Consider the following 21,050-nt stretch of genomic DNA (forward strand, 5'->3'; position numbering starts at 1 on the left):
CTCAGGACAGGGATGACCGCATGAACTATCGATCGATTTCAGACATGAACGACGCGATCGTGCGCAACCTGCACCGGTTGCCGCGCGACATCGACCTGGTCGTCGGCGTGCCGAGGAGCGGCATCCTCGCCGCGACGCTGGTCAGCCTGACGGCGAACATCCCGATGACCGATCTCGACAGTTTCCTTGCCGGCAGGATCTATACGTCTGGCATCACGAAACGCTGGGCGGGCCTCGACCGGCAGGCTTCCGAGATGCGCAAGATCCTGGTGATCGACGACAGCATCATCGGCGGCACCGCCATGCGCGATGCGCGCGAAAAGATTGCGGCCAGCGGCATCGAGGGCGACTTCATCTTCGCGGCCGTGTTCGGGCTGTCGCTGCAACATGAGGAAACCGACATCGTCTTCGAGGCCGTGCCGCATCCCAGGATGTTCCAGTGGAATTTCATGCATCACATGTTCCTCGAACAGTGCTGCGTCGACATTGACGGCGTGCTCTGCCTCGATCCGACCGAGGAAGAAAACGACGATGGCCCGGCTTACGAGAAATTCCTGGCCGAGGCGCGGCCGCTGCTCGGGCCGACCCGCAAGATCGGCTGGCTGGTGACGAGCCGCCTGGAAAAATACCGCAAGCTGACGGAGGCGTGGCTCGCCAGCCGCGACATCAAATATGATCATCTCATCATGCTCGACCTGCCGAACAAGGCCGAGCGGCAGCGGCTCGGCGCGCATGGCAGCTTCAAGGCCGAGTTCTACCGCAAGTCGGACGCCATCCTGTTCATCGAGAGCGAGCACGAGCAAGCGCTGAGGATCGCCAAGCTCTCGGGCAAGCCGGTGCTGTGCGTCGAAACCAACATCGTGAGCCTGCCCGACCCGATCTCGCTGCCGGCGCTGCAGCAGGCAGCGCGCAACCTGCCGGCGCGGCTCAGGCAGATGAATTCGTCCGACGGGCGAAAGCAGGCCGTCAAGGCGACGGCGCGGGCCTTGCTCGGTGAGCGCGGCTATGAGGCGCTGAAGAACCGGGTGAAGCGCCCGGCGTAGAGCTATGCGGCGCGGCGGACGCCCTGCCGGGCCGCCCTTTCGAGCAGATCGAGAAATATCACCAGCTGCCGCGCGGGGTCGAGCTCCGGGCGTTTGGAGAAGGCGAGAGCTGCAGCCGAAAGCCGCTCGTATTCCTGGCGATCGTTCCACAGGCGCCTCACCGCCGCGGCCCAGTCGGCGAGCGGGGCGTCGTAGTCGAGCACCACGCCGCCGGGACCGATGGCTTCGGGCAGGCCGCCGCGCCTCGAGCCGACGACAGGGATGCCGCTGCAGTGCGCCTCGGACGCCACGCGTCCCCAGGCTTCTTCCCATTTGCTCGGAGCAAGCAGTATCCTGGTGCGGCCATAGACCGTCTTCATGTCATCGGTGCGGTTCTCGAGCGTGACGTTCGACAGCGGCGCGATGGTCTTTTCGACGCGGGCGCGATGCTCTTCGTCCAGCTTCCAGCTTTCCACGAACAGGAACGGAATCTCCGGGCAGGCGGCCGCAATCCTCACCGCCAGATCGAACCCTTTCTCCTCATAGGGGTTGATCATGGTGACGAATTCGCCGGTCGTATGCGTGCAGTAGAGAGCGTCGTTGATGGTCGGCGGAAGAACGATGGACTCGATGCCGAACTTTTCCTTGTAGGTGCGCGCGGTGAATTCCGAATTGGCGATGTACAAAGCTGAATTGAGCTCGCGCGGATCGCCGGCGAGCTCGTGGAATTCGACATTGTGCAGATAGACGACCAGCGGCACGCCTTCGGCCAGAAGCGCCTTTCCGAGCAGGACGGACTTGTGGCACTGCACGACGGCGACGTCTGGCGTGGTCTTCTCGACGGCGAAGCCGGCCGCCTCCCAGGGGAACCAGGCACGCATCACCGGATAGCCGGGAAAATTGTCGATGACCGCGGGCTGCCGCAACAACTTCATCTTGGCGCGCGCCTTCAAGCCGAACACGCCATCGCCGAACAATGAGGCGAGGACAGACGCCTGATGGCCGTGCTCGATCAGCTGTTCGACCAGGTGGTGGGTGTTGGATTGCACGCCGCCGGAGAACTCGGGAATGTACCCGTTGCCGCTTGCGAAAAGCACTTTCATCGTTCTGCTCCTAATTCGGCGCGGGCGAGTATCCGCAAGCCACGGCCCATCAGCTTGCGCTGCGCGCCAAGGGAAGCTTCGACGTCATCGCCTGACACAGCCTGCCGAGCGAGGCGGAAAGCGACAATGTCGAATACTCCCGCAACAGCTTCGATGCCGGGATCACTTTTCCTGCCTTCAAGTCCCGCGCCAGGTAGTGCGGGAAGGAATGCATGTATTCCCTGACGATATCGGCCTTGAGAGGCCCCGACTTCCATGCCTTCACCGCCGAGACGAATGCGTCGGCGGGGGCGGATGCCAGGCCCGTGTCATAGGCTTCGAAGGTGCGCCGCACGATGGCGCGTTCCTTGTCGCTGAGCGACGTCTTTCCGGCTCGCTCGGCAAGCTGGGCATAGCGGCGGATGTCCGCGGCCGCGTGGTGCCATAGGCCCTTCCTGGCCATGATGCTCGAGCGCTGCAGCAGCGCCTGCATCTCGAGATCGGCCGTCTTCGGCAAGGCCTGTTCCGAGCGATCGAGATATTCGTGCAGATCGACCGACTTGTAGATCTCTTCCATGATCACGCGGTCATACGAGCCCCAGGCTTTTATCCGGTCGGTATAGGAAATGACGACTTTGGTGCTGCCGCGAACCATGTCGTGCTGGCGCTGGAAGAACATCAGGCCGTCGACCCTGACGCCCTTGAACCGGCGCGCGAGCCTCAGCATCATCTCATAGTCCTGCGACCGCACCAGGGTTTCGTTGAAGCCACCCACCTCGTCATAGCATTTGCGGCGCACCAACAGGCCCGGCTGGTGGACGTGGCAATATTCGAGATGGGACGGGAAGAAATTGTCCTGGCTGACATGGCCGAAGGCGACGATCTCGTAATCCTGCTCCTCGATCTGGGCCGAGCGCTGGAAACGCGCATATTCGCCGAAAGCGAAATCGGCATCCGGTTCCCGCTCGAAGGCGGCGAGAAACCGTTCCAGCGCCGTCGGGTGCGCGACATCGTCGTCGTCGAATATCCAGACGAAATCCCCTGTGCAGTGCTTCAGGGCGAAGTTCAGCGCCGTCGACTTGCCGCCATTCTCCTTGCGGTAATATTCGACCGGCGCCGGGAAAGAGGCCGCCACCGCGCCGGTATTGTCCGTCGACCCGTCATCCACGATCAGGATCTGATCCGGCAGCACGGTCTGCCGCAGCAGGCTGCCGATGGATTCGGGCAGGAATTTTTCGCGGTTGAAGGTAGGGACGATGACGGTGACCGTCGGTTTGCGCTGTGCAGCCATTGGCGACCTCATTCTATCTTCTGTTGCGCCTGCCTTACGCACTCTGCGGCTCCAGATTGGCGAAGGGATTGGTACATGGGTGCCAGCCGGTGAAGCGGATCGGATCGTCGGGCGAGCTGCGCCAGGCATAATCGGTCAGCATATGGAACTCGGCGACGACCCAGCGGTCGAAGTGGCGCAGATCGCGCCGTTTGTCCTGGGGCAGCAGCTCGCGCGCCTTGCCGAGCTTCACCGTTTCGGCCAGCGTCACCACGTCCGCCACCTTGGCGCCCGGGAATATCCAAGGGTTGCGGTTCCGGAATTCGAGCACGAATTGCTGCAGGTGCTCGACGCGAATATTGAGCGGACCAAAATATTTTTCCAGCGTGACGCGAACCAGGTCCTCGTCCGAGAAGGACGAGACGGCGGCGGCGGCGATGCCGGTGGAGGCAATCCCGCCGGCGACGATGGCCAGTGCGGTGCGGCGCGTGATCTTCATCGGTCCTTCCCTCATGCCGCCAGCCGGCCCGCCGCCCGCAAGGACAGGGCAGCCGCCGTCAGGCTTGGATTGGCGCAGGAACAGCTCGGATAGGTGCTGGTGCCGACGACCACGAGGTTCCTGAGCTGGTGATGGATCATGTCGCGGTCGACCACGGAGTCGGCCGGGCCGGTGCCCATGCGCAGCGTGCCCTGCACATGCGATTCGGTCGGCCTTATGCCGCGATCGAAAATCTGCTCGACCGGCAGCGGCTTGAGCAGTTCCGGCAGCCTTTCCAGCGCTTTCGCCATGCCCTTGATCGCGTAGTCCGACGCGCCCTTGAAGCTCACGAAGGCGTCGTCGTCCTTGTCGAGGACGACGCGGTTTTCCGGATCGAGCAGGTCCTCGGTGACGACGACCAGTGGCAGCACCTGCCGCAGCCTGCCCTTCTCGGCGCGCATGCCGTGCTGCCAGCGATTCTCGAAATAGACGAGCGCCGCCGCATGCTCGGCCCGGTGCGGTCCGTCATAGAGGCCGAAATTCAGGCCGGTGGTGATGGTGCTGCCGTCGAAGTTGTCGACGCCGCCGAGATAGGCCTCGTAGTTCCAGCCATAGGATTCGTGCAGGCCCAGACCGACGAATTCGCCGCCAAGTCCTGAGCGCAGCATGATCGCCGGGCTCTGTATGGCATTGGCGCCGAGGATGAAGAGATCGCCGCTGACCGAATAGTCCTTGCCGTCCCGGACGAATGCGACGGAGCGGACCGCAGCGCCGGCATGGTCGAACCGGCGCACCTCGGCTCCGAGGCAGACGGAGACGTCCGGATGCTGGAAGACATGCATCAGGCCGTTGTTGACGGTGAACTTGGCATCCGCCGGACACAGCCAGCATCTGAGATTGGCGCAGCACGAGCCGCGCTGCGACGTCGCCACGCGCGCCCGGGCGGTCGGCATGACGAAGTGCTGATCCGGCTGCGCGGCCTTCATCATGCGGTCAGGCGTCGACATGCGATGCGGCGGCTGCGGAAACGGCCGCGAGCGCGGCAGCATCCGCGCCATGTCGGGATCGCCGGAGATCGCCATGATCTCCTCGGCGTCGCCGTAGAACGGCTCGAGCTCATCATAGCTGATCGGCCAGTCGTTGCCGATGCCGTAGGTGCTCTTCAGCCTGAAGTCGTTGGGATGGAAACGCGGCGTCTGCGCGAACCAGCAATTGGTGCCGCCGCCAAGACCGATCGTGTAGTTCCACGGCTTGTCGGCATTGTCGGTCCCGTAGGTGCTTTCGTCGTCTATGTCGGTGTTGACGTTCTGGCTGAGCTGCCACTCATGCGTGTTGTGGCGGCCCCACTCCAGCACCAGGACACGGGCTTTGCGCCGCTTCAGGAACTCGTGCAGGAAGAAGGACGATCCGAAGCCGGATCCGATGACGACAAGATCGAAATGCTCGCTGGCAATTTGTTCGGGCCGAACGTCGAGCACCATCAGATCGAGCCCTCGTGCTTCACGCGCATGGTCATTGTCGGCCCCGCTGTCGTTCGCGGCTGCAGTTCTTCTTGAGGCAAGCGGCCATCGTCATGCCGCCATCCTGCCGATCGAGAAATATTCGATGCCGTAGCGCGCGATCACCTTGGGATCGTAGAGATTGCGGCCGTCGAAGATGACCGGCGTCGTCAGCGCATCCTTGAGCGCGTCGAAGGACGGCGCGCGGAAGCTCTTCCATTCGGTGCAGATCAAAAGAGCGTCGGCGCCGCGCAGCGCCGCTTCCTTGGTGCCGCACAAAAGCAGATCCTCACGCAGGCCGTAGATCGCCTGGCATTCCTGCATCGCCTCGGGATCGTAGGCCTGCACCTTGGCGCCGGCCGCCCACAGCGCTTCCATCAGCGTGCGCGATGGCGCCTCGCGCATGTCGTCGGTGTTGGGCTTGAAGGCCAGCCCCCAGACGGCGAAGGTCTTGCCCCTGAGCGCGCCCTTGAAATAGTGGTTGACCTTGTCGAACAGGACCGACTTCTGCGCATTGTTGCGCTCCTCGACGGCGCGCAGCAATTTGGCGTCGAACTTGACGCCCTCGGCGGTCTTGATCAGCGCGCGCACATCCTTCGGGAAGCAGGAGCCGCCATAGCCGAGGCCGGGATAGATGAAGTGGTAACCGATGCGCGGATCCGAGCCGATGCCCTTGCGCACCTCCTCAATGTCGGCGCCCAGCTGCTCGGCGAGATTGGCCATCTCGTTCATGAAGCTGATCTTGGTCGCCAGCATGCAATTGGCGGCGTATTTGGTGAATTCGGCGCTGCGCACATCCATCACGATCATCTTCTCGTGGTTGCGGTTGAACGGCGCGTAGAGCTCGCGCATCACCATCTCGGTGTCCTCGCTGGAGGTGCCGACGATGATGCGGTCCGGCTTCATGCAATCGGCGACCGCCGAGCCCTCCTTGAGGAATTCGGGATTCGAGGCGACGTCGAAGGCGAGATCCTCGCGGCCGCGCTTCTTCAGCGTTTCGGCGATCCTAGCCTTCACCTTTTCGCAAGTGCCGACCGGCACGGTCGACTTGCCGACGACGATCTTGGCGCTGTCCATCTCACGACCGATGGTCTCGGCGACGGCCAGCACATATTTCAGATCGGCCGAGCCATCCTCGCCGGGCGGCGTGCCGACCGCGATCATCTGGATCTGGCCATGCCTGACCGCCGCGGCCGCATCCGTGGTGAAGCGGATGCGCCCGGCAGCGTGGTTCTCTTTGACGAGGGTCTCGAGGCCCGGTTCGAAAATCGGGATCAGGCCCTGATTGAGCCGCTCCACCTTCTTCTCGTCGATATCGACGCACACCACCTCGTGGCCGACCTCGGCAAGCACCGCGGCCTGAACCAGACCGACATAGCCAATCCCAAACACCGTCAAATTCATTTGGTTCTATTCCTGTCAAAGGCCGGGCCGCAAAAGCGGTCCGGCCGGTTCAGATGTCCCCCAGGCCCAGCGGCCTAGTTGGAATTACTTATGCTGCATGCCAACGATTCCGGAAACTGACATGGCTGGCCCAGAGCGGTGAAAGCGACGCGCTTGACCTGCATGGTCACCTTGCTGCCGGGATCGGTGAAGGCGCCCATCCAATTGGTCAGCTTGTCGCTGCCCCAGAGGCTGAAGAAGATTTTCTGCGAATGCTTCGGCAGCTCGTCCGGGTTGGTTACCTCATGGACCAGCTTGCCGTTGACATACCAGCGCAGCCGGTCCTTCTCCCAGACGAAGCCATAGTCGTTGAAGCCCTTGTCGGCGCCGCCCTCGACGTCGACCAGCTTGCCGTTCTTCGGCTTGCCCTGGATGTAGCTGTTGACCTGGACTTTCGAGGGATCCTTGGTGAGGACCTCGAAGTCGATCTCGTCCCACGGCTGTTTGTCCTGCGGGCCGATATAGGAGAAGAAGGCGGCGTTGAGGCCGGAGCCGGTGCCTGTCTTCATGCGCGCCTCGTACACGCCGTAGCCGTAGCGCTGCTTGGTCTGGATTTCGGCGCAGGCGAACTCGCGGTCCTTCAGCTTGCGCTTTTCGAAGCCCAGCGACAGCACGCCGTCGGAAAGCCGCACAAGATCCTTCGACCAGGTGCAGTTCTGATGAGCGCCATTGGTCCAGCCGTCCGAGACGAACCAGCGGGACTGGTTGAAATTCGAGAAATTGTCGACGAAGGAGGGCGCGCTTTGCAGCTCTTGCTGCGCCTCTTGCGCGTGCGCGGGATGCAGGCTCGCAAGGATTGCTGCGACGGCCGCAAACAGCGCGCCGACTACGCCGAGCCGCGGGCTGGTTAATCGGCTCCCTGGCGCATGCGCCATCGCGCAAGCCGCCTCGGTGGAGGTGTTGTCCGGATCTGCGTTCATAACAAACTCACCTTGTGTTGTCCGCCCAACCCAAAGTCATCCTCGGTTCGCATGAGCGAGCCGCTTTTTAACCTTCGCCCTTTGAACTCCTCTAACGTCTTGTACCGATGACGGCGCCTGAAGACGCCGTCAGCCTCTCGCCGTGGCCTGCGCAGCAGGCCGATCGGAACCTTCCTCGACGATCGCGTCGAGCGAATGACGCAGTTCCTTCATCAAACCTTTCTGGCGAGCGAGCTCCGCAATGCGCCGCTCGCAGTTGAGGATCGAGTTGGTCATCGCGCTGACGTCCGATCCCTTGCTGGCCGACGCCGAACCGTTCTCCATCGCCTCGACAAGAAAAGCCGCGTTGGCGGCCGTCGACTTGTAACGATTCTCCAGCCCGGTTTTCTCCGCCTCGATCTCCGCCGCGATCTGGTCGAACATCTTCGCCAGCCGGTCGAAACGCTGCAGATCGGTCTGCCGGTCGCGCGCCGGATCCCGGGATCTGAAGCCAAAAATCGAAGCCATCTTATCGGCCTTTCGAAATTGCTGCATTGCAACAAGACTGCCATTACAGCAGCGACTAGGCAACATCATAGTTTTCGGAATGCGGATTTTTTGAGGGGCGGCAGCTTCCGGGACAATGCGGGATCACCCTCTTGCGGCGCTGGTTGCCGCCATCAGGAAGCGCGTGGGCGGCATTTGCTGCGGCGCAACAATCCCGGTGCGACGGAACAGCGCGTCGAGCTTGTCGGTGGCAACGCCGCGCACGATCGGGATCAGATTCGACTGGCTTGCGAAGGCGTAGGCCGCGGCCGATGCCAGCCCACGCTCGGCTTTCACGTCAAGGAAGTTGCGCAGCCGGTATTTGTCGCGGACATGGCGCTCATGGCGCCGCAACGCGGCCTTCGAGCGCTCCGGAAGGCTGTCGATCTGGAGCAGCGCCAGATCGGCATCTGCAAGACGCTTCAAATCCTGCGTCCTGTGGCGGCCGCTCAGCGAATCGGCGCGCACGATCGCGCCATAGCCGCAGGACTTGATGATCTTGAACCGGGCTCCGTAAGCGACAGCGCGCGCGTAGAGCTCGTAATCCTCGCCAAGCCTGAGGTTCTCGTCGTAGCTCAATCCATGCCGATCGAGGAAAGCCCGGCTGATCACCGGCTTGAGGAAGCCCAGCTCGCCGCGCCGCACATGACGGCGCGAGATGTTGCCGTCGATGAAGCGCTCGAAATCGAGAAATTCCGGCTCGGCCGCGAAAGGCGGCGCTGCGACCTTGGCGACGTCGGTCGCGGCGTCGTCGCGGATCAGCATGATGTTGTCGGCGGCGAAATCCCAGTCGGCGCTGGCGAAAAGCCGGCGAAAGCGCCCTTCGAGGAAGAAATCGTCGGCGTCGAGAATGCTGATGAAGGGCGATTTGGAGGCCTGGATGGCGGCGTTGCGCGCGGCGGAAGGACCGCGATTGACGTCGAAGCGGATAACGGCAAGCCGGCCGCTGCCGTCGTCGGCGGCCAAAGCCACATCCTTGGTGTCGTCGGTGGAGGCGTCGTCGACCACGATGACTTCGGCGACTTCGGCTTCGCGCAGCGCCGAAGCGATGGCGCCGGGAATGGTGCGCGCCGCATTGCGCGCGGCGATGATGACGCAGACCCCGGAGGGCGTTATTGGCGTCGTCACGGGCATGGGTTCACCTTTCGCTTGCATGCTTGGCCGCCCCGCCGACGTTTCTGATCATTTCGCTCCGCGCTCGGCTCGGCCGTGGCCGGGCGCTCGAAGATACGCCGGCTGAGGTCGGCGGAGGCCGCCCAGCCGGCTTCAGCTAGGTAACGGACCGGCTCGCGGCCGCAGAGTTCCCACAGCACATGGCGGCGCTGCGGCCAGCGCAGAGACGCTAGCCAGGGCGCCATGACCATGTGGAAGAGGTCGGCATTGTCGATGCGGGCCAGAATGCGGGTGGCGCGATCCGAAAGCAGCGTGTTTGTGGCGCCGAGCAGCACGTCAGCCGCGCGCAGGCCGAGGAGTAACGTGTCCGCCAAGCCCTGTCCCGCGGCGTGATCGAGCACCCTCTGCTGCTCGGCTTCGTTCAGGCGGCTGGCGCTGGCCCTGACGTCGCAGACATAGCCGGCGCAGGGCTCGCGGTTGAAAAAGGCCTTGGCGACGCTGATCGAGGACAAAAGCAGCGTGTCGGCCGCCGAGATTACCGGCATAACGGCTCCGGCCACCTCGACTTCGCGCTTGCGGCGCAGGAAGCCGTCGATGTCGCGCGGGCTCGGCGAGCCCGGTTGCTGCAGCCGGTGATGGAGGTCGACCGTCGAGGCCTTCGCGCCATCTTCGCGAACCATGTGCTGCTCGCCGAGGAAGCGGACCCACCAGACGGAACGGGATTTGCCGGCCACCTCGTAGCCGATCGCCCGCAACGCCTCGCGGGCTTGGCCAAAGCGCGCCGGCGGAACCAGTATGTCGACATCGCCGGAAGGCTTCATGAAATGGTCGCCATAGAGCAGATGCTGCTGGAGCGGGCCCTTGAGGAAGACGAAATCGACCTGCCTGTCGCGCAGCGCGCGATCGATGGCCATCGAGTCGCCGATGCAGGCGGCGTTCATCGACATCGTGCGCCGACGGTAGCCATCGAGCCATTCAGACAATTGCGCAGGCGCAGCGCCGGCGGGCGCACGCTTGAGCGCCTTGAGCAGGAACACGGCGACTTTGTTCAGTCTGGCAATGTCGGCGATATTGGCGGCCGAGATTGAGGCCGCAGTGATCGGGGCGGCCGTGATCGGCGTGGCCGAGACCGTCGGCGCGGGCCCATCGACCCGGCCATCCGTGATGTCGGCTCCTGGCGCGAAAAACAGCCTCAGGCAGGCTTGCACATAGGCGACTTCGTCGGCGCAGCCGGTGACGCGCAGCCTTTCATAGGAGCCATCCTGCACCGTCATGCCCGATGTCGTTCTCCGCAAAATGCCGCCCGAAGGGTTTATACCGCACCTGCGAAGAAAAGCATCGGAAAAATTGGCGTTACTATGCCAAAACCGGCTGAGGTCGCCTCCTGACCGCAACCTAAGCGTTTAAAATCGCTACACGCTCAATCACTTTTGAAGACAACTCCTGGGGGCGGTTCGGCAGGCCGGAAAACGACGATTTTTTGCGGCAATTTCTTCGCAATTGCGAGATGTCTTTTTCGCCTGAAAAATTATTGCATATGAATCAATCGCTTACTTAACCGGCAAGGACCTATGGTTGAATTCCTGGATGGGTGAGGTTTAGGATGACGGTGCCTACGCCTTGATTAACAACGGATGCGCGTGCAACCAAGAATTGATTAATGCCTGGTAAATCAGGCTTGACTCATAGATGTTGCCGTGCAGCAATCGCAGTGCAGCATAGCCATATGCTGGCGGCATTCTGCAGCCGCTTCCAGGTCCTTAATTGGAGAGTAGAATGGAACAGAATGTTGAAAAGCATGAGTACGAGACCCCCAGCCTGACGGTTCACGGTTCGATTGAAACGATCACGCAGGGCGGTGCTGGCACGACGGCGCTTGACGCGAGCTTTCCCGCGCACACGCCGGTCGGCGAGCTGACCTTCTCTTAAAGCTTACAGGCATCCGGATGTCTAAGTTGGGGCTCCGGATGCTCTCCAACAGGTGAGCCGGGGGGCTTTTTGTCCCCCGGCTTCCTGCCGGGGATCGCCGGCAACCGATCCGCGGCGAAGAGCCCAAGGGCGCGGTGGCCAGCAACGAGGTTTTAGGATGGAGTGGAACCCCTCGGATCATGACCGCGTGATCGCGACCGGCGAGGCGGTCGCATGTGAATTCGGCGCCGGATTGGCGCTGCTCCACCTCAGATCCAACGTCTATTACAGCCTGAACAGCGTCGGCGCCTTCATCTGGGAGCAGATCCAGGAGCCGCGATCGATCCTCGATATCCGCAGCGCCGTGCTTGCGCGCTACAATGTCGATGCCGAGCGCTGCAAGGCCGATGTCGAGGGCTTGCTCAAGGGGCTGACCGAAGCAGGACTTGCGAGGCTCCACCATGAGGAACTGGTCTAGGCTCCGGTCGCTGAGCGGCCGGGAGATGCTGTTTCTGGCGCACTGCCTGACGGTGGTGAGCGCGGTGCGGCTGGCGCTGACGCTGTCTTCCTACAATCGTGTCCGCAGCCTGGTGACACGGCTTGACGCCAGGCGCGACCCCGGCATCGCCGACCTGCGGCGTGTCGCATGGGGCGTTGCCGCCGCGGCACGGCTCGTGCCGGGCGCCACTTGCCTCACCCAGGCGCTGTCGGGGCAATATCTGCTCGCCCGTCAGGGCAACGCCTCGAAGGTCAGCATCGGCATCGAGAAAGGAACCGGCAGCGAGCTCAAGGCGCATGCCTGGCTGATTAGCGGCAACCACATCGTGCTTGGCGGCTCGATCAATGGATTTGCCCATCTGGTCGACCATGGGTCGTGAGCGATGAGCGGCGTCGCCGGAATCGTGTTCAGCGACAGTGGCCGGCCGGCCGGGGCCGGCGATATCCAAGAGATGCTTTCGCACATGCGCCACCGCGCCAGCGACGGCAGTTCCTGGTGGACCGAGGGCAGCGTGGCGCTCGGCCACGCCTGGCTCGACACGACCGGTGAGGACGGGCCCGGCCCGCTGACGATGGCCGGCGGTAAGCTCGCCATCACCGCCGACTGCCGGCTGGACAACCGCGACGAGCTTCTGGCGCGGCTCGGCCTGCGCGAGCGGTCGATGGCCGACGCGATGCTCATCATGCGCGCCTACCTCAAATGGGGCGAGGCCTGTCCGACCTATCTGCAGGGCGATTTCGTCTTCGCGATATGGGACGGCGAGCGCCAGACGCTGTTTTGCGCGCGCGATCATTTCGGCGTCAAACCCTTCTACTATCATTCGACCGGCAGGCGCTTCGCCTTCGCCTCGGAGATCGGGCCGATCCTGGCGCTGGACGGCGTCGGCAGGCGGCTCAGCGAACACCAGATTTCCGGCTTCCTTGCCGGCTTGCCGGACGATCCGCAGGCCACGCCCTATGCCGAGATCTTCCGCCTGCCGGCGCGGCACAGCATGACGGTCGCGGACCGCCAGGTGGTGCTGCGGCGCTACTGGCAGATCCAGCCGTCGCAGCGGCCGCCACGCCCGGACGCGGCCGAGGAATTCCGGCATCTCTTCGCGCAATCGGTGGAGAACCGCATGCGCGGCACGCCGGCCGTCGGCGCCATGCTGAGCGGCGGGCTCGATTCCTCCTCGATCGCTTGCGTTGCCGGTCTTCGCGCGGCGGCTAAGCGCAACCCGAAGCTCAAGACCTTCTCGCTAGTCTTCGACAAGGGCTCGTCCATGGACGAGAAGCCGTTCATCGATGCGGTGCTCGACAACAATCCGCTCGACGCCACGTTGATTGCGGTGAGCAATTACGCGCCCTTCGCCGAATTCGAGCGCATCCTGGAGGAGCAGGAAGGCACGTTCCTGGCGCCCGGCCTGTCGCTGACCCGCGACCTTTACCGAACGGCAGGCGCCAAGGGCGTCAAAGTGCTTCTCGACGGGCATGGCGGCGACGAGGTCGTCTCGCAGGGCCATGGATACCTTCACGAACTCGCCAATGCCGGCCGATGGCTGGAGCTGTGGCGCGAATTGCACAGCGCCGCCAACACCTATGGCGAGGGCATGTTTTCCCTCTATTTCAAGTTCCTGACCATCTACGGGCCGGCCTGGCGGATCGCGCGGATGAGGTCGATGGCCAGACGCGTCGTCGGCAAGGTGCGGCGCAGACCGGCGCAAGCCGCACGCGGCTGGACGGGCCTGGTCAACCCGGAGCTTGCCCGGCGCACCGACCTTGCCGAGCGTTTCCATCGTAGCGGCTACATGCCCGCCTCCGTCACCGCCAGCGAAGCGCTGACGCATCGCTGGCTGCTGTCCTCCGGACTGGTGCCGCACGCCTTCGAAGTGCTGGACAAAGCCGCCGCCAATTTCGGCGTCGAGCCGCGCTATCCGTTCTGGGACAAGCCGCTGGTCGAATTCTGCCTGGCGCTGCCCGGCGAGGACAAGCTCAAGGACGGCTTTGGCCGCCATGTGCTGCGCCGGGCCATGCAAGGCGTCCTGCCGCCGGCGGTGCAATGGCGGCGCGACAAGATCGACTTCACCGCCAACCTGGTCAAGGGCATGCTCGGCAACCATCGCGAGCTTCTGGACAGGCTGCTGATATCGGACAGCGAGCGGATCGCGCCCTATGTCAACCTGCCCGAAGTGAACGCGGTCTATGAGCGCCTGCTCAGCCAGCCCGAGCAGGCGACGCTGCCCGACGTCCAGCATGTCTGGCGCTCGGTTTCGCTGTCGCTGTGGCTGCGGCAAATCCAAGGAAGCCCGGCATGAATCTCCCGATTGCTTCCCTCGCGCAACCCGAGCCCGCCAACGCGACCACGGCGCCGGGCGGACGCGTCCGCCATTTCTACAAGGCGTACGGGCTGGTCGTCAGCTCGGAGGTGGCCTTGCCGGAACTGGAGCCGGCAGCACCGGCGACGCCGGACCTGGAGATCGCTGTCGGACCGGTCGATTTTCCCGAGACCGCATCGCACCGCGCCACGGCGTTCCTATTTGAGGCGACGCGCCAATATCTTTCCTGGCAGGCAGTCGGCACCTTCATGATCAGCGGCAGGCGGATCGAGGTCGATCCGGCGCCTAGGGTCGACGACCCGCTGCTTGCCTTTCCGCTGCTCGGGCCGGTGATGGCGCTCGCCCTGCATCAGCGCGGGCTGCTCGTGCTGCATGCCAGCGCCATTGCCGTCGGCGGCAGGAGCGTGATCTTCATGGGCGACAAGGGCGCCGGCAAATCGACGACGGCGGGCGCGATGATCCGCGCCGGCCATCGGCTGCTCACCGACGACGTCGTGGCGCTGGATTTGTCCGATCCGGAGCGGCCGATGATCCTGCCCGGATTTCCGCAGCTCAAGCTCGCCGCGGACGCGGCCGGCGCCATTCGCCTCGAGCAGGCGGAGGTGCGTCCGCAGGTGCATCCGCAAATCGACAAGGCGCAGCACCGCTTGCATGACGGATTTGCCGCAGAAGCAGTGCCGGTATCGCGCATCTATGTGCTCGAGCGCGGCGCGCGGGCGGCGATCTCACCGCTGACCGGGGCCGCCGCGCTGCCGGCGATCATCAAATTCTCCTACATCACGCGGTTCGGGCGGCAGGCGCTGCCCGGCGATTTTGCCGCCGCGCATCTGCGCCAATGCGCACATGTCGCCGGCCGGGTCGGCGTCAGCCGCCTCGAAGTGCCGGCCGGACTGGCCAGGATCGACGAAGCGGTCGCCGCGATCGAAACCGACCTGGCGTCCGGGACACGATGAGCCAGGGCATGGGCTGGTCCGCAAAACTCCGCCTGTCGTTTTTCCGGGATGTTGCCGGCTTCGGCGCCATGATGGCGCATGTCGGCGGGCGGCGCACGGCGACGGCGCTTGCCTTCCTGATCCTGGGGAGTCTCACCGAAGGCATCTCCATCCTGCTGCTCGTTCCGCTGCTGCGCCTGATCGGCAAACCCGACCAGGACTATGCGGTGCGGGTTCCGGAGGCCTTGCATCGGCTGGTGCCCGGCGGAACGCTGTCGCTCGCGACCGTGCTTTCACTGCTTGTCGCGTTGGTGGCGCTGCAAGCAATTTTCAACCGCTTCAAGTCGGTCTACATGGCGCGGCTGCTCTATGACTTTGTCAACCGCGTGCGAATGAACCTGTTCGAGAGCGTCGGCAGGGCGCGCTGGGGCGTTTTCACCCGGATCCGCAGCTCCGATCTCGACCATGCGCTCAACGGCGACGTCGACCGCGTGCAGGTGGCGGCCTTCTCGCTGCTGATGCTGACCCAGGCGACGCTGCTTCTCACCGGCTATCTCGTTGTCTCGCTGTTGATCTCGCCGGTGATGACGTGCTTCGCCGTCCTTGTCGGGCTGGTGCTGCTGGTCGCCCTGCAACCGTTCAGGGCGCGCGCCAGCGCCTATGGTCGCACGCTGACCGGCAACCGCCAGGACCAGTACCGCACAGTCTCCGAGTTTCTCGGCGGCATCAAGGTGGCCAAGAGCCTGAACGTCGAGGCAAGCTACTTTGCCGAGCTCGGCGCGACGTTGGACAGGATGAAGGCCGACAACATCGCTTTCGTGCGCAACAGCTCGCTCGGCACCGCGCTGTTCCAGGTTACGAGCGTGATCGGGCTCAGCCTGTTCATCTATATCGCGTTGGTCGGCTTCCACCTGTTGCTGGCCGAGATCGTCGTGCTGCTCCTGGTCTTCATGCGCGTCGCGCCGCGCTTCATGGATATGCAGCTCCAGACGCAGCAGGTGCTGATCAACCTGCCGGCCTATGCTTCGATGCAAAATCTCCAGGCCCGCTTCGATGCCGAGCGGGAGACGGAAGAGAACGCGGCCGAACAAGGAGCGAAACTCTCGCTCGAGACCGGCCTCAACATCCGCGATGTGTCCTTCGCCTATGGCGAAGGCGATGGGAAACCGGTGGTCAGCGATATCACCTTCGGCCTGCCGGCGGGCAAGGTGACGGCGCTGATCGGCCCTTCCGGCTCGGGCAAGAGCACGATCGCCGACATGCTGCTTGGGCTGCTCGAACCAACCAGCGGCCAGATCCTCGCCGACGGCGTGGAAATCACCGCCCGGAACCGCAGGGCCTGGCGCGATCGGGTGGCCTATGTGCCTCAGGATGTGTTCCTGCTGCACGACACGATCGCCGCCAACCTGCGCCTTGCCGCGCCGGAGGCCAGCGACGAAGAATTATGGGCGGCCCTGCGAAATGCCCATGCGGCCGATTTCGTGGAGCGGCTGGCATTACGGCTCGAGACGATGGTGGGCGACCGCGGTGTCAGGCTCTCCGGCGGCGAGCGGCAGCGCATCGCCCTGGCGCGGGCGCTGCTGCGCAAACCGTTGCTGCTCATTCTCGACGAGGCGACGAGCGCGCTCGACTGGCAGAATCAGTCGCTGATCGCCCAATCGATCGAGGCGTTGCGCGGAAGGATGACGATCCTGACCATCGCGCACCGGCCGTCGATGATCGCCTTTGCCGACTGGGTCGTGGCTATAGAGAACGGACGCATCGTCGAAGTCGGACAATATCGGCGGCTGAAGGCGAAAGCCGGCAGTCGCCTTGCCAGGATGCTGTCCGGCGAGCAGGCCGAGCGCGACGGCGCGCCATCGGTCGAGACGGAACTGGTGCCGGCGCCGGTCGAACGTTCAGTGGAGGCCGCGCCTAGCGCTTAGCTTTTCGCCGTCGGCGACGTTGTTCAGGACCATGCCGCGGTCGGCCTCCCGGGCCTTGTCGGCCGATGTCGGCGTGGTTCTGCCGATCATGGCGAAGACCAGGAGGAAATAGCCGGCCTGGATGATCACGGCGCAGACTACCGCGCGAAGGAGGATGGTGCCCGCCGAGGCGCCATCGAAATAGGACCAGCCGATGACGATCGCCAGTGCGAACATCATTCCTATGATGAATTTTGGCAGAGACATGTTCGCCGGTTCCTCAACCGATACGAGCATGCAGAAGCTGCGACTTACCCACCCGCGTAACTCCCCGTTGCGCCAAAGAGCTCTTTATGGCTGCCCAATCCGGCCGGTTGCTTCCGGCCTTCCTTACCCATGCAGACTATGACAGGAACAATTTGCGACTCTATTAAGGCGGGTCGGTCGGAGCAAGGCCGTGCAGGTATGGTTTCCAATGATTTTACGAGATCGACTCTGCCATGCTGCGTCGCACACTCTGGCTCCGGCAGCTAATCAATGAGCCGCCTGTCGGTTCAGTAAAACTTGCCACTTTGATTAGTATTTTACCCGAATAACTTACCCTGACGAGTGCTTCCAGCGTCCTGCAACCGCATTTCTTCTGCAGCAAAGAATGCACTGCCCAAAAATGGCCCGAAAGGCGGGCTACATTTTCCTGGTTTGCTCTCACCTTGTCATAAACGTGCCACAAAGGTGAAAATTTGGGCATGACAGGTTTATTATTTAGTCAATTCATGACGTGAACATTTCAAGAAGATGGGAAATTGTGTGTTGCGCTGCAGCATTTTTTTGGTATCTTGCCGTAAACCATCCGTTCAACGTATGGAGCTTCTGCATGAGGGACGTCGCCAAGTCGGCTAATGCGGGTTTTGCGCAGGTCGGCGTTGATTTTCCACCCCCCATCGGCGGTCTGATCAAACGCAGCTTCGATATCGTCGGTGCCTTGGCAGGGCTGGCCCTGCTCAGCCCGCTTTTCCTGATGATCGCCCTGCTGGTCAAGCTTTCGGACAACGGTCCGATCTTTTATGGCCATAAGCGGATCGGCCGCGGCGGCAGGATCTTCTCCTGCCTCAAATTCCGCACCATGGTTCCGGACGGCGAGCGCGTGCTCGCCGCGTATCTGGCGGCCAATCCGGAAGCCAATGCCGAATGGATCGCGACGCGCAAGCTGAAGAACGATCCGCGCGTCACCCGCGTCGGCCAGGTGCTTCGCAAGCTCAGCCTGGACGAGCTGCCGCAGATCCTCAACATCCTGCAGGGCGACATGAGCCTTGTCGGCCCGCGCCCGGTCGTGCGCGACGAATTGGAGATCTATGGCAGCGCCGCGGTCTACTACCTGAAGTCGCGCCCGGGTCTCACCGGACTGTGGCAGGTGAGCGGCCGCAACGACGTGTCCTACGACACGCGCGTCGCCTTCGATCGCCATTATGTCGAGAACTGGTCGTTGTTTCAGGATATTCGCATCATCTTCAAGACGGTTCCTGCCGTGTGGATGTCGCGCGGCAGCTATTGACCGACGGGGCCTGCTCCGCCGAACTCGGGGGCAGGCATCCGGCAGTGATCTCATCGGGCGGATGGGCCAAAGCGGATCGGAAACGTTCATTTGACAAAATACCTCCTCAGACTGTCTTTCGCCTGCAGTCTCATATCCCGGACGCCAGCCCGCTTCGCGGGCGTCTTGCTTGCGGCGTCGCTGGCCATGCCGCAGTTCGCCGCCGCCGGCGATTATCAGCTTGGCCCCTTGGACAAGCTCAACATCCGCGTCGCCGAATGGCAGACGGTCGACGGCACGTTCCGCGACTGGTCGGCCATCAATGGCGAGTATTCGATCGGCCCGGGCGGGACGCTGTCGGTGCCGTTCGTCGGCAACCTGCAGGCCGCCGGCAAGACGACGGCGGAGATCGCTTCGGCGATCGGGCTCGCGCTGCAGCGTAAGCTGGCGCTACCCGACAAGCCGGAAGCGTCCGTCGAGATGGCGCAGTTCCGGCCGTTCTACATTTCGGGCGAGGTCCAGAATCCCGGCCAGTTTCCCTTCGTGCCCGATCTGACCGTGCTCAAGGCAATCAGCATTGCCGGCGGCATAAGGCGCAACGCCGACTATGGTCCGCAACTCGGAAAAGATCTGGTCACCGCCAAGGGCAGCTTCGACATCTATGATGACCAACGTATCCGCCTGCTGGTCAAGCGGGCCAGGATCGATGCCGACCTTGCCGGTAAGACGAGTTTCGAGGTGCCGAAGGAGATCGAGGGCGATCCGAGACTGGCGACCATCGTCGCCGACGAAATGGCGATCCTGGTCTCCGACCAGAAATCGCTGAAGCTGAAGCTCGATGCTCTCGACGACCTGAAAGGCGTTCTGCAAGCGGAAATCGAATCGCTGCAGAAGAAGATTACCAACCAGCAGAAGCAGGTCGACCTGGCCGAGAAGCAGGCCGACAGCATCGGTCCGCTGGCGCAGAAAGGCCTGGTCGCGAATGCGCGCCTGCTTTCCTCGCAACAGTCGGTCACCGACCTGCAGGGCAAGATCCTCGACTATGAGACGGCCATCCTCACCGCCAAGCAGTCGATCAGCAAGGCTGAGCAGGATGCCATCGACGCCAAGAACTCGCTCAACTCCGCCCTTACCACCAGCCGTCAGCAGACCGAGGCCGACCTGAACGAGGCGACATTGAAGGCCGGCATGCAGAAGGGCCTGATCGCGCAGGCATCGGACCCCGCGACGGCGGCCAGCGTCACCGGCGACCAGGAGCCGGCCCTGCTCTATTCGCTGGTGCGGATTGCCGATGGCAAGACGAGCGAGGTCGAGGCCAAGGAAGACACGCCTGTCCTGCCGGGCGATGTGATCAAGGTCAAGCTGGCGCCGACGGCCAGCCAGTAGCGCCGCCGGCCCGGGATCGTCCAGGCGAAGCCGGGAACGGATGCGGGCCAGGCTCGTTCGCGCGCAGCGCGGGCGAGCGATCTGTTTGGACCGCTTGAAGGCATAACATGCAGCCCGCAGCCCCGCGTCATGTGTATCTCAATCTCGACGCCATCCGCGGCGTGGCGGCGATCAGCGTCATGCTCTACCACTTCTCGCCATTCCTGGCCGACGGCAAGGTGCTGCCGTCGAGCTATCTGGCGGTCGATCTGTTCTTCCTGCTCAGCGGCTTCGTCATCGCGCATGCCTATGACCGCAAGATCGAGAACGGCATGGGCTTCGGCGCGTTCGTGGCCGTCCGCCTGATCCGGCTCTATCCGCTCTATCTGGCCGGCACGCTGCTCGGCTTCTTTTACCTGCTGGTCAAGAACAGGCTGATGCCCGCCGAATACATGCCGTTGTCCGAAATCGGCATGCAACTGACGACCGGCATGTTCTTCATCCCGCTGGTCAGCGACGCCTATCACACGATCTTCCCGCTCAATCCGGCGTCGTGGTCGCTGTTCTTCGAGCTCATCGTCAACATCGCCTATGTCGCGGTCTTCGTGCTCTTGTCGCGGCGCGTGCTGACGGGAATCGTCGCCGTCAGCCTCGTGCTGCTCGTCGTCGCTTCGATCCTCGCCGGCACGCTGGATTTCGGCATGACCGGCAACACCATCCTCAGCGGCCTGCCGCGGGTGACATTCTCCTTCTTCCTGGGCGTGCTGCTCTGCCGGTCGATGACGCGCTGGCAGGGCGGCCTCGGCTTCCTGCGGCACGGCTTGTGGGTCGAAGGCGCGATCCTGCTCACGCTCGCCGTCTTCGCCATCGCTCCGGCGGGCGGCGCGCGCGTTGTCTACGACCTCGCGGCAATCGTCATCGCCTTCCCGATCATGGTGATGACCGGCGCGGTGGCCCCGACCGCGCCGCTTCTGTCAGGCTTCTATGGCTGGCTCGGGCGGATTTCCTATCCGATCTACATCATCCACACGCCGATGCTGATGATCATCGCCGGGGCCGGCAAAGCCTTCTCGATCGATCCGTTCGCGCATCATCCCTGGTTCGGCATCGTGATGGCGGCCTCGGTCGTCGTCATCGCCGATATCGCCACGCGCGCCTATGACGAGCCGGTGCGGCGTTTCCTGCAGCGGCAGATGCAGCGCGCCCGGGCCGTGGCGTAGGAAAGGGCTCAACGGACAAAATCCG

General features: G+C 63.4%; 20 protein-coding genes. 10 read left to right on the forward strand and 10 right to left on the reverse strand.

The window, feature by feature from the left end:
* Positions 1-20 precede the first annotated feature (20 nt).
* Positions 21-1,043 carry a phosphoribosyltransferase gene (locus LB553_RS06230; protein ID WP_224511591.1) on the forward strand — a complete coding sequence of 341 codons (1,023 nt, stop codon included), beginning with the start codon at positions 21-23 and terminating at the stop codon, positions 1,041-1,043.
* Between the two features lie 2 nt (positions 1,044-1,045).
* On the opposite strand, the gene LB553_RS06235 is transcribed toward LB553_RS06230, so the two are convergent.
* From LB553_RS06235 to LB553_RS06275, 9 genes are all read right to left on the reverse strand, one after another.
* A complete protein-coding gene (locus tag LB553_RS06235; RefSeq protein ID WP_224511592.1) occupies positions 1,046-2,125 on the reverse strand; it encodes a glycosyltransferase in 1,080 nt (359 codons plus the stop codon).
* 49 nt (positions 2,126-2,174) lie between these two features.
* Positions 2,175-3,395, reverse strand: coding sequence for a glycosyltransferase family 2 protein (locus LB553_RS06240; protein ID WP_224511593.1), 1,221 nt, complete (start codon positions 3,393-3,395; stop codon positions 2,175-2,177).
* A 34-nt stretch (positions 3,396-3,429) separates the two neighbouring features.
* A complete protein-coding gene (locus tag LB553_RS06245; protein ID WP_224511594.1) occupies positions 3,430-3,873 on the reverse strand; it encodes a hypothetical protein in 444 nt (147 codons plus the stop codon).
* An 11-nt stretch (positions 3,874-3,884) separates the two neighbouring features.
* On the reverse strand, positions 3,885-5,333 hold the full coding sequence (locus LB553_RS06250; protein WP_224511595.1) for a GMC oxidoreductase: 1,449 nt from the start codon (positions 5,331-5,333) through the stop codon (positions 3,885-3,887).
* Between the two features lie 90 nt (positions 5,334-5,423).
* Positions 5,424-6,755: a UDP-glucose dehydrogenase family protein gene (locus tag LB553_RS06255; protein ID WP_224511596.1), complete on the reverse strand. Its 1,332-nt coding sequence runs from the start codon at positions 6,753-6,755 to the stop codon at positions 5,424-5,426.
* A 74-nt stretch (positions 6,756-6,829) separates the two neighbouring features.
* Complete coding sequence (locus LB553_RS06260; RefSeq protein WP_224511597.1) at positions 6,830-7,714, reverse strand: glycoside hydrolase family 16 protein; 885 nt, start codon at positions 7,712-7,714, stop codon at positions 6,830-6,832.
* A 129-nt stretch (positions 7,715-7,843) separates the two neighbouring features.
* Positions 7,844-8,221, reverse strand: coding sequence for a hypothetical protein (locus tag LB553_RS06265; RefSeq protein WP_224511598.1), 378 nt, complete (start codon positions 8,219-8,221; stop codon positions 7,844-7,846).
* A 123-nt stretch (positions 8,222-8,344) separates the two neighbouring features.
* Positions 8,345-9,355: a glycosyltransferase family 2 protein gene (locus tag LB553_RS06270; protein ID WP_224511864.1), complete on the reverse strand. Its 1,011-nt coding sequence runs from the start codon at positions 9,353-9,355 to the stop codon at positions 8,345-8,347.
* An 8-nt stretch (positions 9,356-9,363) separates the two neighbouring features.
* A complete protein-coding gene (locus tag LB553_RS06275; protein WP_224511600.1) occupies positions 9,364-10,626 on the reverse strand; it encodes a nucleotidyltransferase family protein in 1,263 nt (420 codons plus the stop codon).
* A 502-nt stretch (positions 10,627-11,128) separates the two neighbouring features.
* On the opposite strand from LB553_RS06275, the gene LB553_RS06280 reads away from it, so the two are divergent.
* The 6 genes from LB553_RS06280 (at position 11,129) to LB553_RS06305 (ending at position 16,930) form a co-directional block, all read left to right on the forward strand.
* Complete coding sequence (locus LB553_RS06280; RefSeq protein ID WP_095769314.1) at positions 11,129-11,281, forward strand: lasso RiPP family leader peptide-containing protein; 153 nt, start codon at positions 11,129-11,131, stop codon at positions 11,279-11,281.
* Between the two features lie 157 nt (positions 11,282-11,438).
* The gene (locus LB553_RS06285) at positions 11,439-11,738 is read left to right on the forward strand and encodes a PqqD family protein (RefSeq protein ID WP_224511602.1); all 300 of its coding nucleotides are present in this window, start codon (positions 11,439-11,441) and stop codon (positions 11,736-11,738) included.
* Positions 11,722-12,138, forward strand: a complete 417-nt coding sequence (locus LB553_RS06290; protein ID WP_224511605.1) for a lasso peptide biosynthesis B2 protein — start codon at positions 11,722-11,724, stop codon at positions 12,136-12,138. Before LB553_RS06285 ends, LB553_RS06290 begins: the two co-directional genes overlap by 17 nt.
* Before the next feature lie 3 nt (positions 12,139-12,141).
* Complete coding sequence (locus tag LB553_RS06295) at positions 12,142-14,052, forward strand: lasso peptide isopeptide bond-forming cyclase (RefSeq protein ID WP_224511606.1); 1,911 nt, start codon at positions 12,142-12,144, stop codon at positions 14,050-14,052.
* Positions 14,049-15,026, forward strand: coding sequence for an HPr kinase/phosphorylase (locus LB553_RS06300; protein WP_224511607.1), 978 nt, complete (start codon positions 14,049-14,051; stop codon positions 15,024-15,026). Before LB553_RS06295 ends, LB553_RS06300 begins: the two co-directional genes overlap by 4 nt.
* 8 nt (positions 15,027-15,034) lie before the next feature.
* Positions 15,035-16,930 carry an ABC transporter ATP-binding protein gene (locus LB553_RS06305; protein WP_224511610.1) on the forward strand — a complete coding sequence of 632 codons (1,896 nt, stop codon included), beginning with the start codon at positions 15,035-15,037 and terminating at the stop codon, positions 16,928-16,930.
* Here the strand turns inward: LB553_RS06305 and LB553_RS06310 are convergent.
* Entirely contained in the window at positions 16,904-17,176 is a 273-nt protein-coding gene (locus LB553_RS06310) for an exopolysaccharide production repressor exox (RefSeq protein ID WP_224511612.1), read from the reverse strand. The genes LB553_RS06305 and LB553_RS06310 overlap by 27 nt on opposite strands.
* A 607-nt stretch (positions 17,177-17,783) precedes the next feature.
* Between LB553_RS06310 and LB553_RS06315 the strand changes: the two genes are divergently transcribed.
* The 3 genes from LB553_RS06315 to LB553_RS06325 all read left to right on the forward strand — a co-directional run bounded on the left by LB553_RS06315 (position 17,784) and on the right by LB553_RS06325 (position 21,025).
* Positions 17,784-18,461 (forward strand): sugar transferase, encoded by a 678-nt coding sequence (locus tag LB553_RS06315; protein WP_224511615.1) that lies wholly within the window; start codon positions 17,784-17,786, stop codon positions 18,459-18,461.
* Between the two features lie 186 nt (positions 18,462-18,647).
* On the forward strand, positions 18,648-19,826 hold the full coding sequence (locus tag LB553_RS06320) for a polysaccharide biosynthesis/export family protein (protein ID WP_224511617.1): 1,179 nt from the start codon (positions 18,648-18,650) through the stop codon (positions 19,824-19,826).
* 107 nt (positions 19,827-19,933) lie between these two features.
* Positions 19,934-21,025 (forward strand): acyltransferase family protein, encoded by a 1,092-nt coding sequence (locus tag LB553_RS06325; protein ID WP_224511618.1) that lies wholly within the window; start codon positions 19,934-19,936, stop codon positions 21,023-21,025.
* Positions 21,026-21,050 lie beyond the last annotated feature (25 nt).

The organism is Mesorhizobium sp. CA8 (assembly GCF_020164955.1).
In the GTDB taxonomy this organism is placed as follows: domain Bacteria; phylum Pseudomonadota; class Alphaproteobacteria; order Rhizobiales; family Rhizobiaceae; genus Mesorhizobium.

What these genes read in the sequence shown, in the direction of transcription:
- LB553_RS06230 (WP_224511591.1), top strand. Translation starts at nt 21, where the DNA reads ATGAACTATCGATCGATTTCAGACATGAACGACGCGATCGTGCGCAAC.
- LB553_RS06235 (WP_224511592.1), bottom strand. Translation starts at nt 2,125, where the DNA reads ATGAAAGTGCTTTTCGCAAGCGGCAACGGGTACATTCCCGAGTTCTCC.
- LB553_RS06240 (WP_224511593.1), bottom strand. Translation starts at nt 3,395, where the DNA reads ATGGCTGCACAGCGCAAACCGACGGTCACCGTCATCGTCCCTACCTTC.
- LB553_RS06245 (WP_224511594.1), bottom strand. Translation starts at nt 3,873, where the DNA reads ATGAAGATCACGCGCCGCACCGCACTGGCCATCGTCGCCGGCGGGATT.
- LB553_RS06250 (WP_224511595.1), bottom strand. Translation starts at nt 5,333, where the DNA reads ATGGTGCTCGACGTTCGGCCCGAACAAATTGCCAGCGAGCATTTCGAT.
- LB553_RS06255 (WP_224511596.1), bottom strand. Translation starts at nt 6,755, where the DNA reads ATGAATTTGACGGTGTTTGGGATTGGCTATGTCGGTCTGGTTCAGGCC.
- LB553_RS06260 (WP_224511597.1), bottom strand. Translation starts at nt 7,714, where the DNA reads ATGAACGCAGATCCGGACAACACCTCCACCGAGGCGGCTTGCGCGATG.
- LB553_RS06265 (WP_224511598.1), bottom strand. Translation starts at nt 8,221, where the DNA reads ATGGCTTCGATTTTTGGCTTCAGATCCCGGGATCCGGCGCGCGACCGG.
- LB553_RS06275 (WP_224511600.1), bottom strand. Translation starts at nt 10,626, where the DNA reads ATGACGGTGCAGGATGGCTCCTATGAAAGGCTGCGCGTCACCGGCTGC.
- LB553_RS06280 (WP_095769314.1), top strand. Translation starts at nt 11,129, where the DNA reads ATGGAACAGAATGTTGAAAAGCATGAGTACGAGACCCCCAGCCTGACG.
- LB553_RS06285 (WP_224511602.1), top strand. Translation starts at nt 11,439, where the DNA reads ATGGAGTGGAACCCCTCGGATCATGACCGCGTGATCGCGACCGGCGAG.
- LB553_RS06290 (WP_224511605.1), top strand. Translation starts at nt 11,722, where the DNA reads ATGAGGAACTGGTCTAGGCTCCGGTCGCTGAGCGGCCGGGAGATGCTG.
- LB553_RS06295 (WP_224511606.1), top strand. Translation starts at nt 12,142, where the DNA reads ATGAGCGGCGTCGCCGGAATCGTGTTCAGCGACAGTGGCCGGCCGGCC.
- LB553_RS06300 (WP_224511607.1), top strand. Translation starts at nt 14,049, where the DNA reads ATGAATCTCCCGATTGCTTCCCTCGCGCAACCCGAGCCCGCCAACGCG.
- LB553_RS06305 (WP_224511610.1), top strand. Translation starts at nt 15,035, where the DNA reads ATGGGCTGGTCCGCAAAACTCCGCCTGTCGTTTTTCCGGGATGTTGCC.
- LB553_RS06310 (WP_224511612.1), bottom strand. Translation starts at nt 17,176, where the DNA reads ATGTCTCTGCCAAAATTCATCATAGGAATGATGTTCGCACTGGCGATC.
- LB553_RS06315 (WP_224511615.1), top strand. Translation starts at nt 17,784, where the DNA reads ATGAGGGACGTCGCCAAGTCGGCTAATGCGGGTTTTGCGCAGGTCGGC.
- LB553_RS06320 (WP_224511617.1), top strand. Translation starts at nt 18,648, where the DNA reads ATGCCGCAGTTCGCCGCCGCCGGCGATTATCAGCTTGGCCCCTTGGAC.
- LB553_RS06325 (WP_224511618.1), top strand. Translation starts at nt 19,934, where the DNA reads ATGCAGCCCGCAGCCCCGCGTCATGTGTATCTCAATCTCGACGCCATC.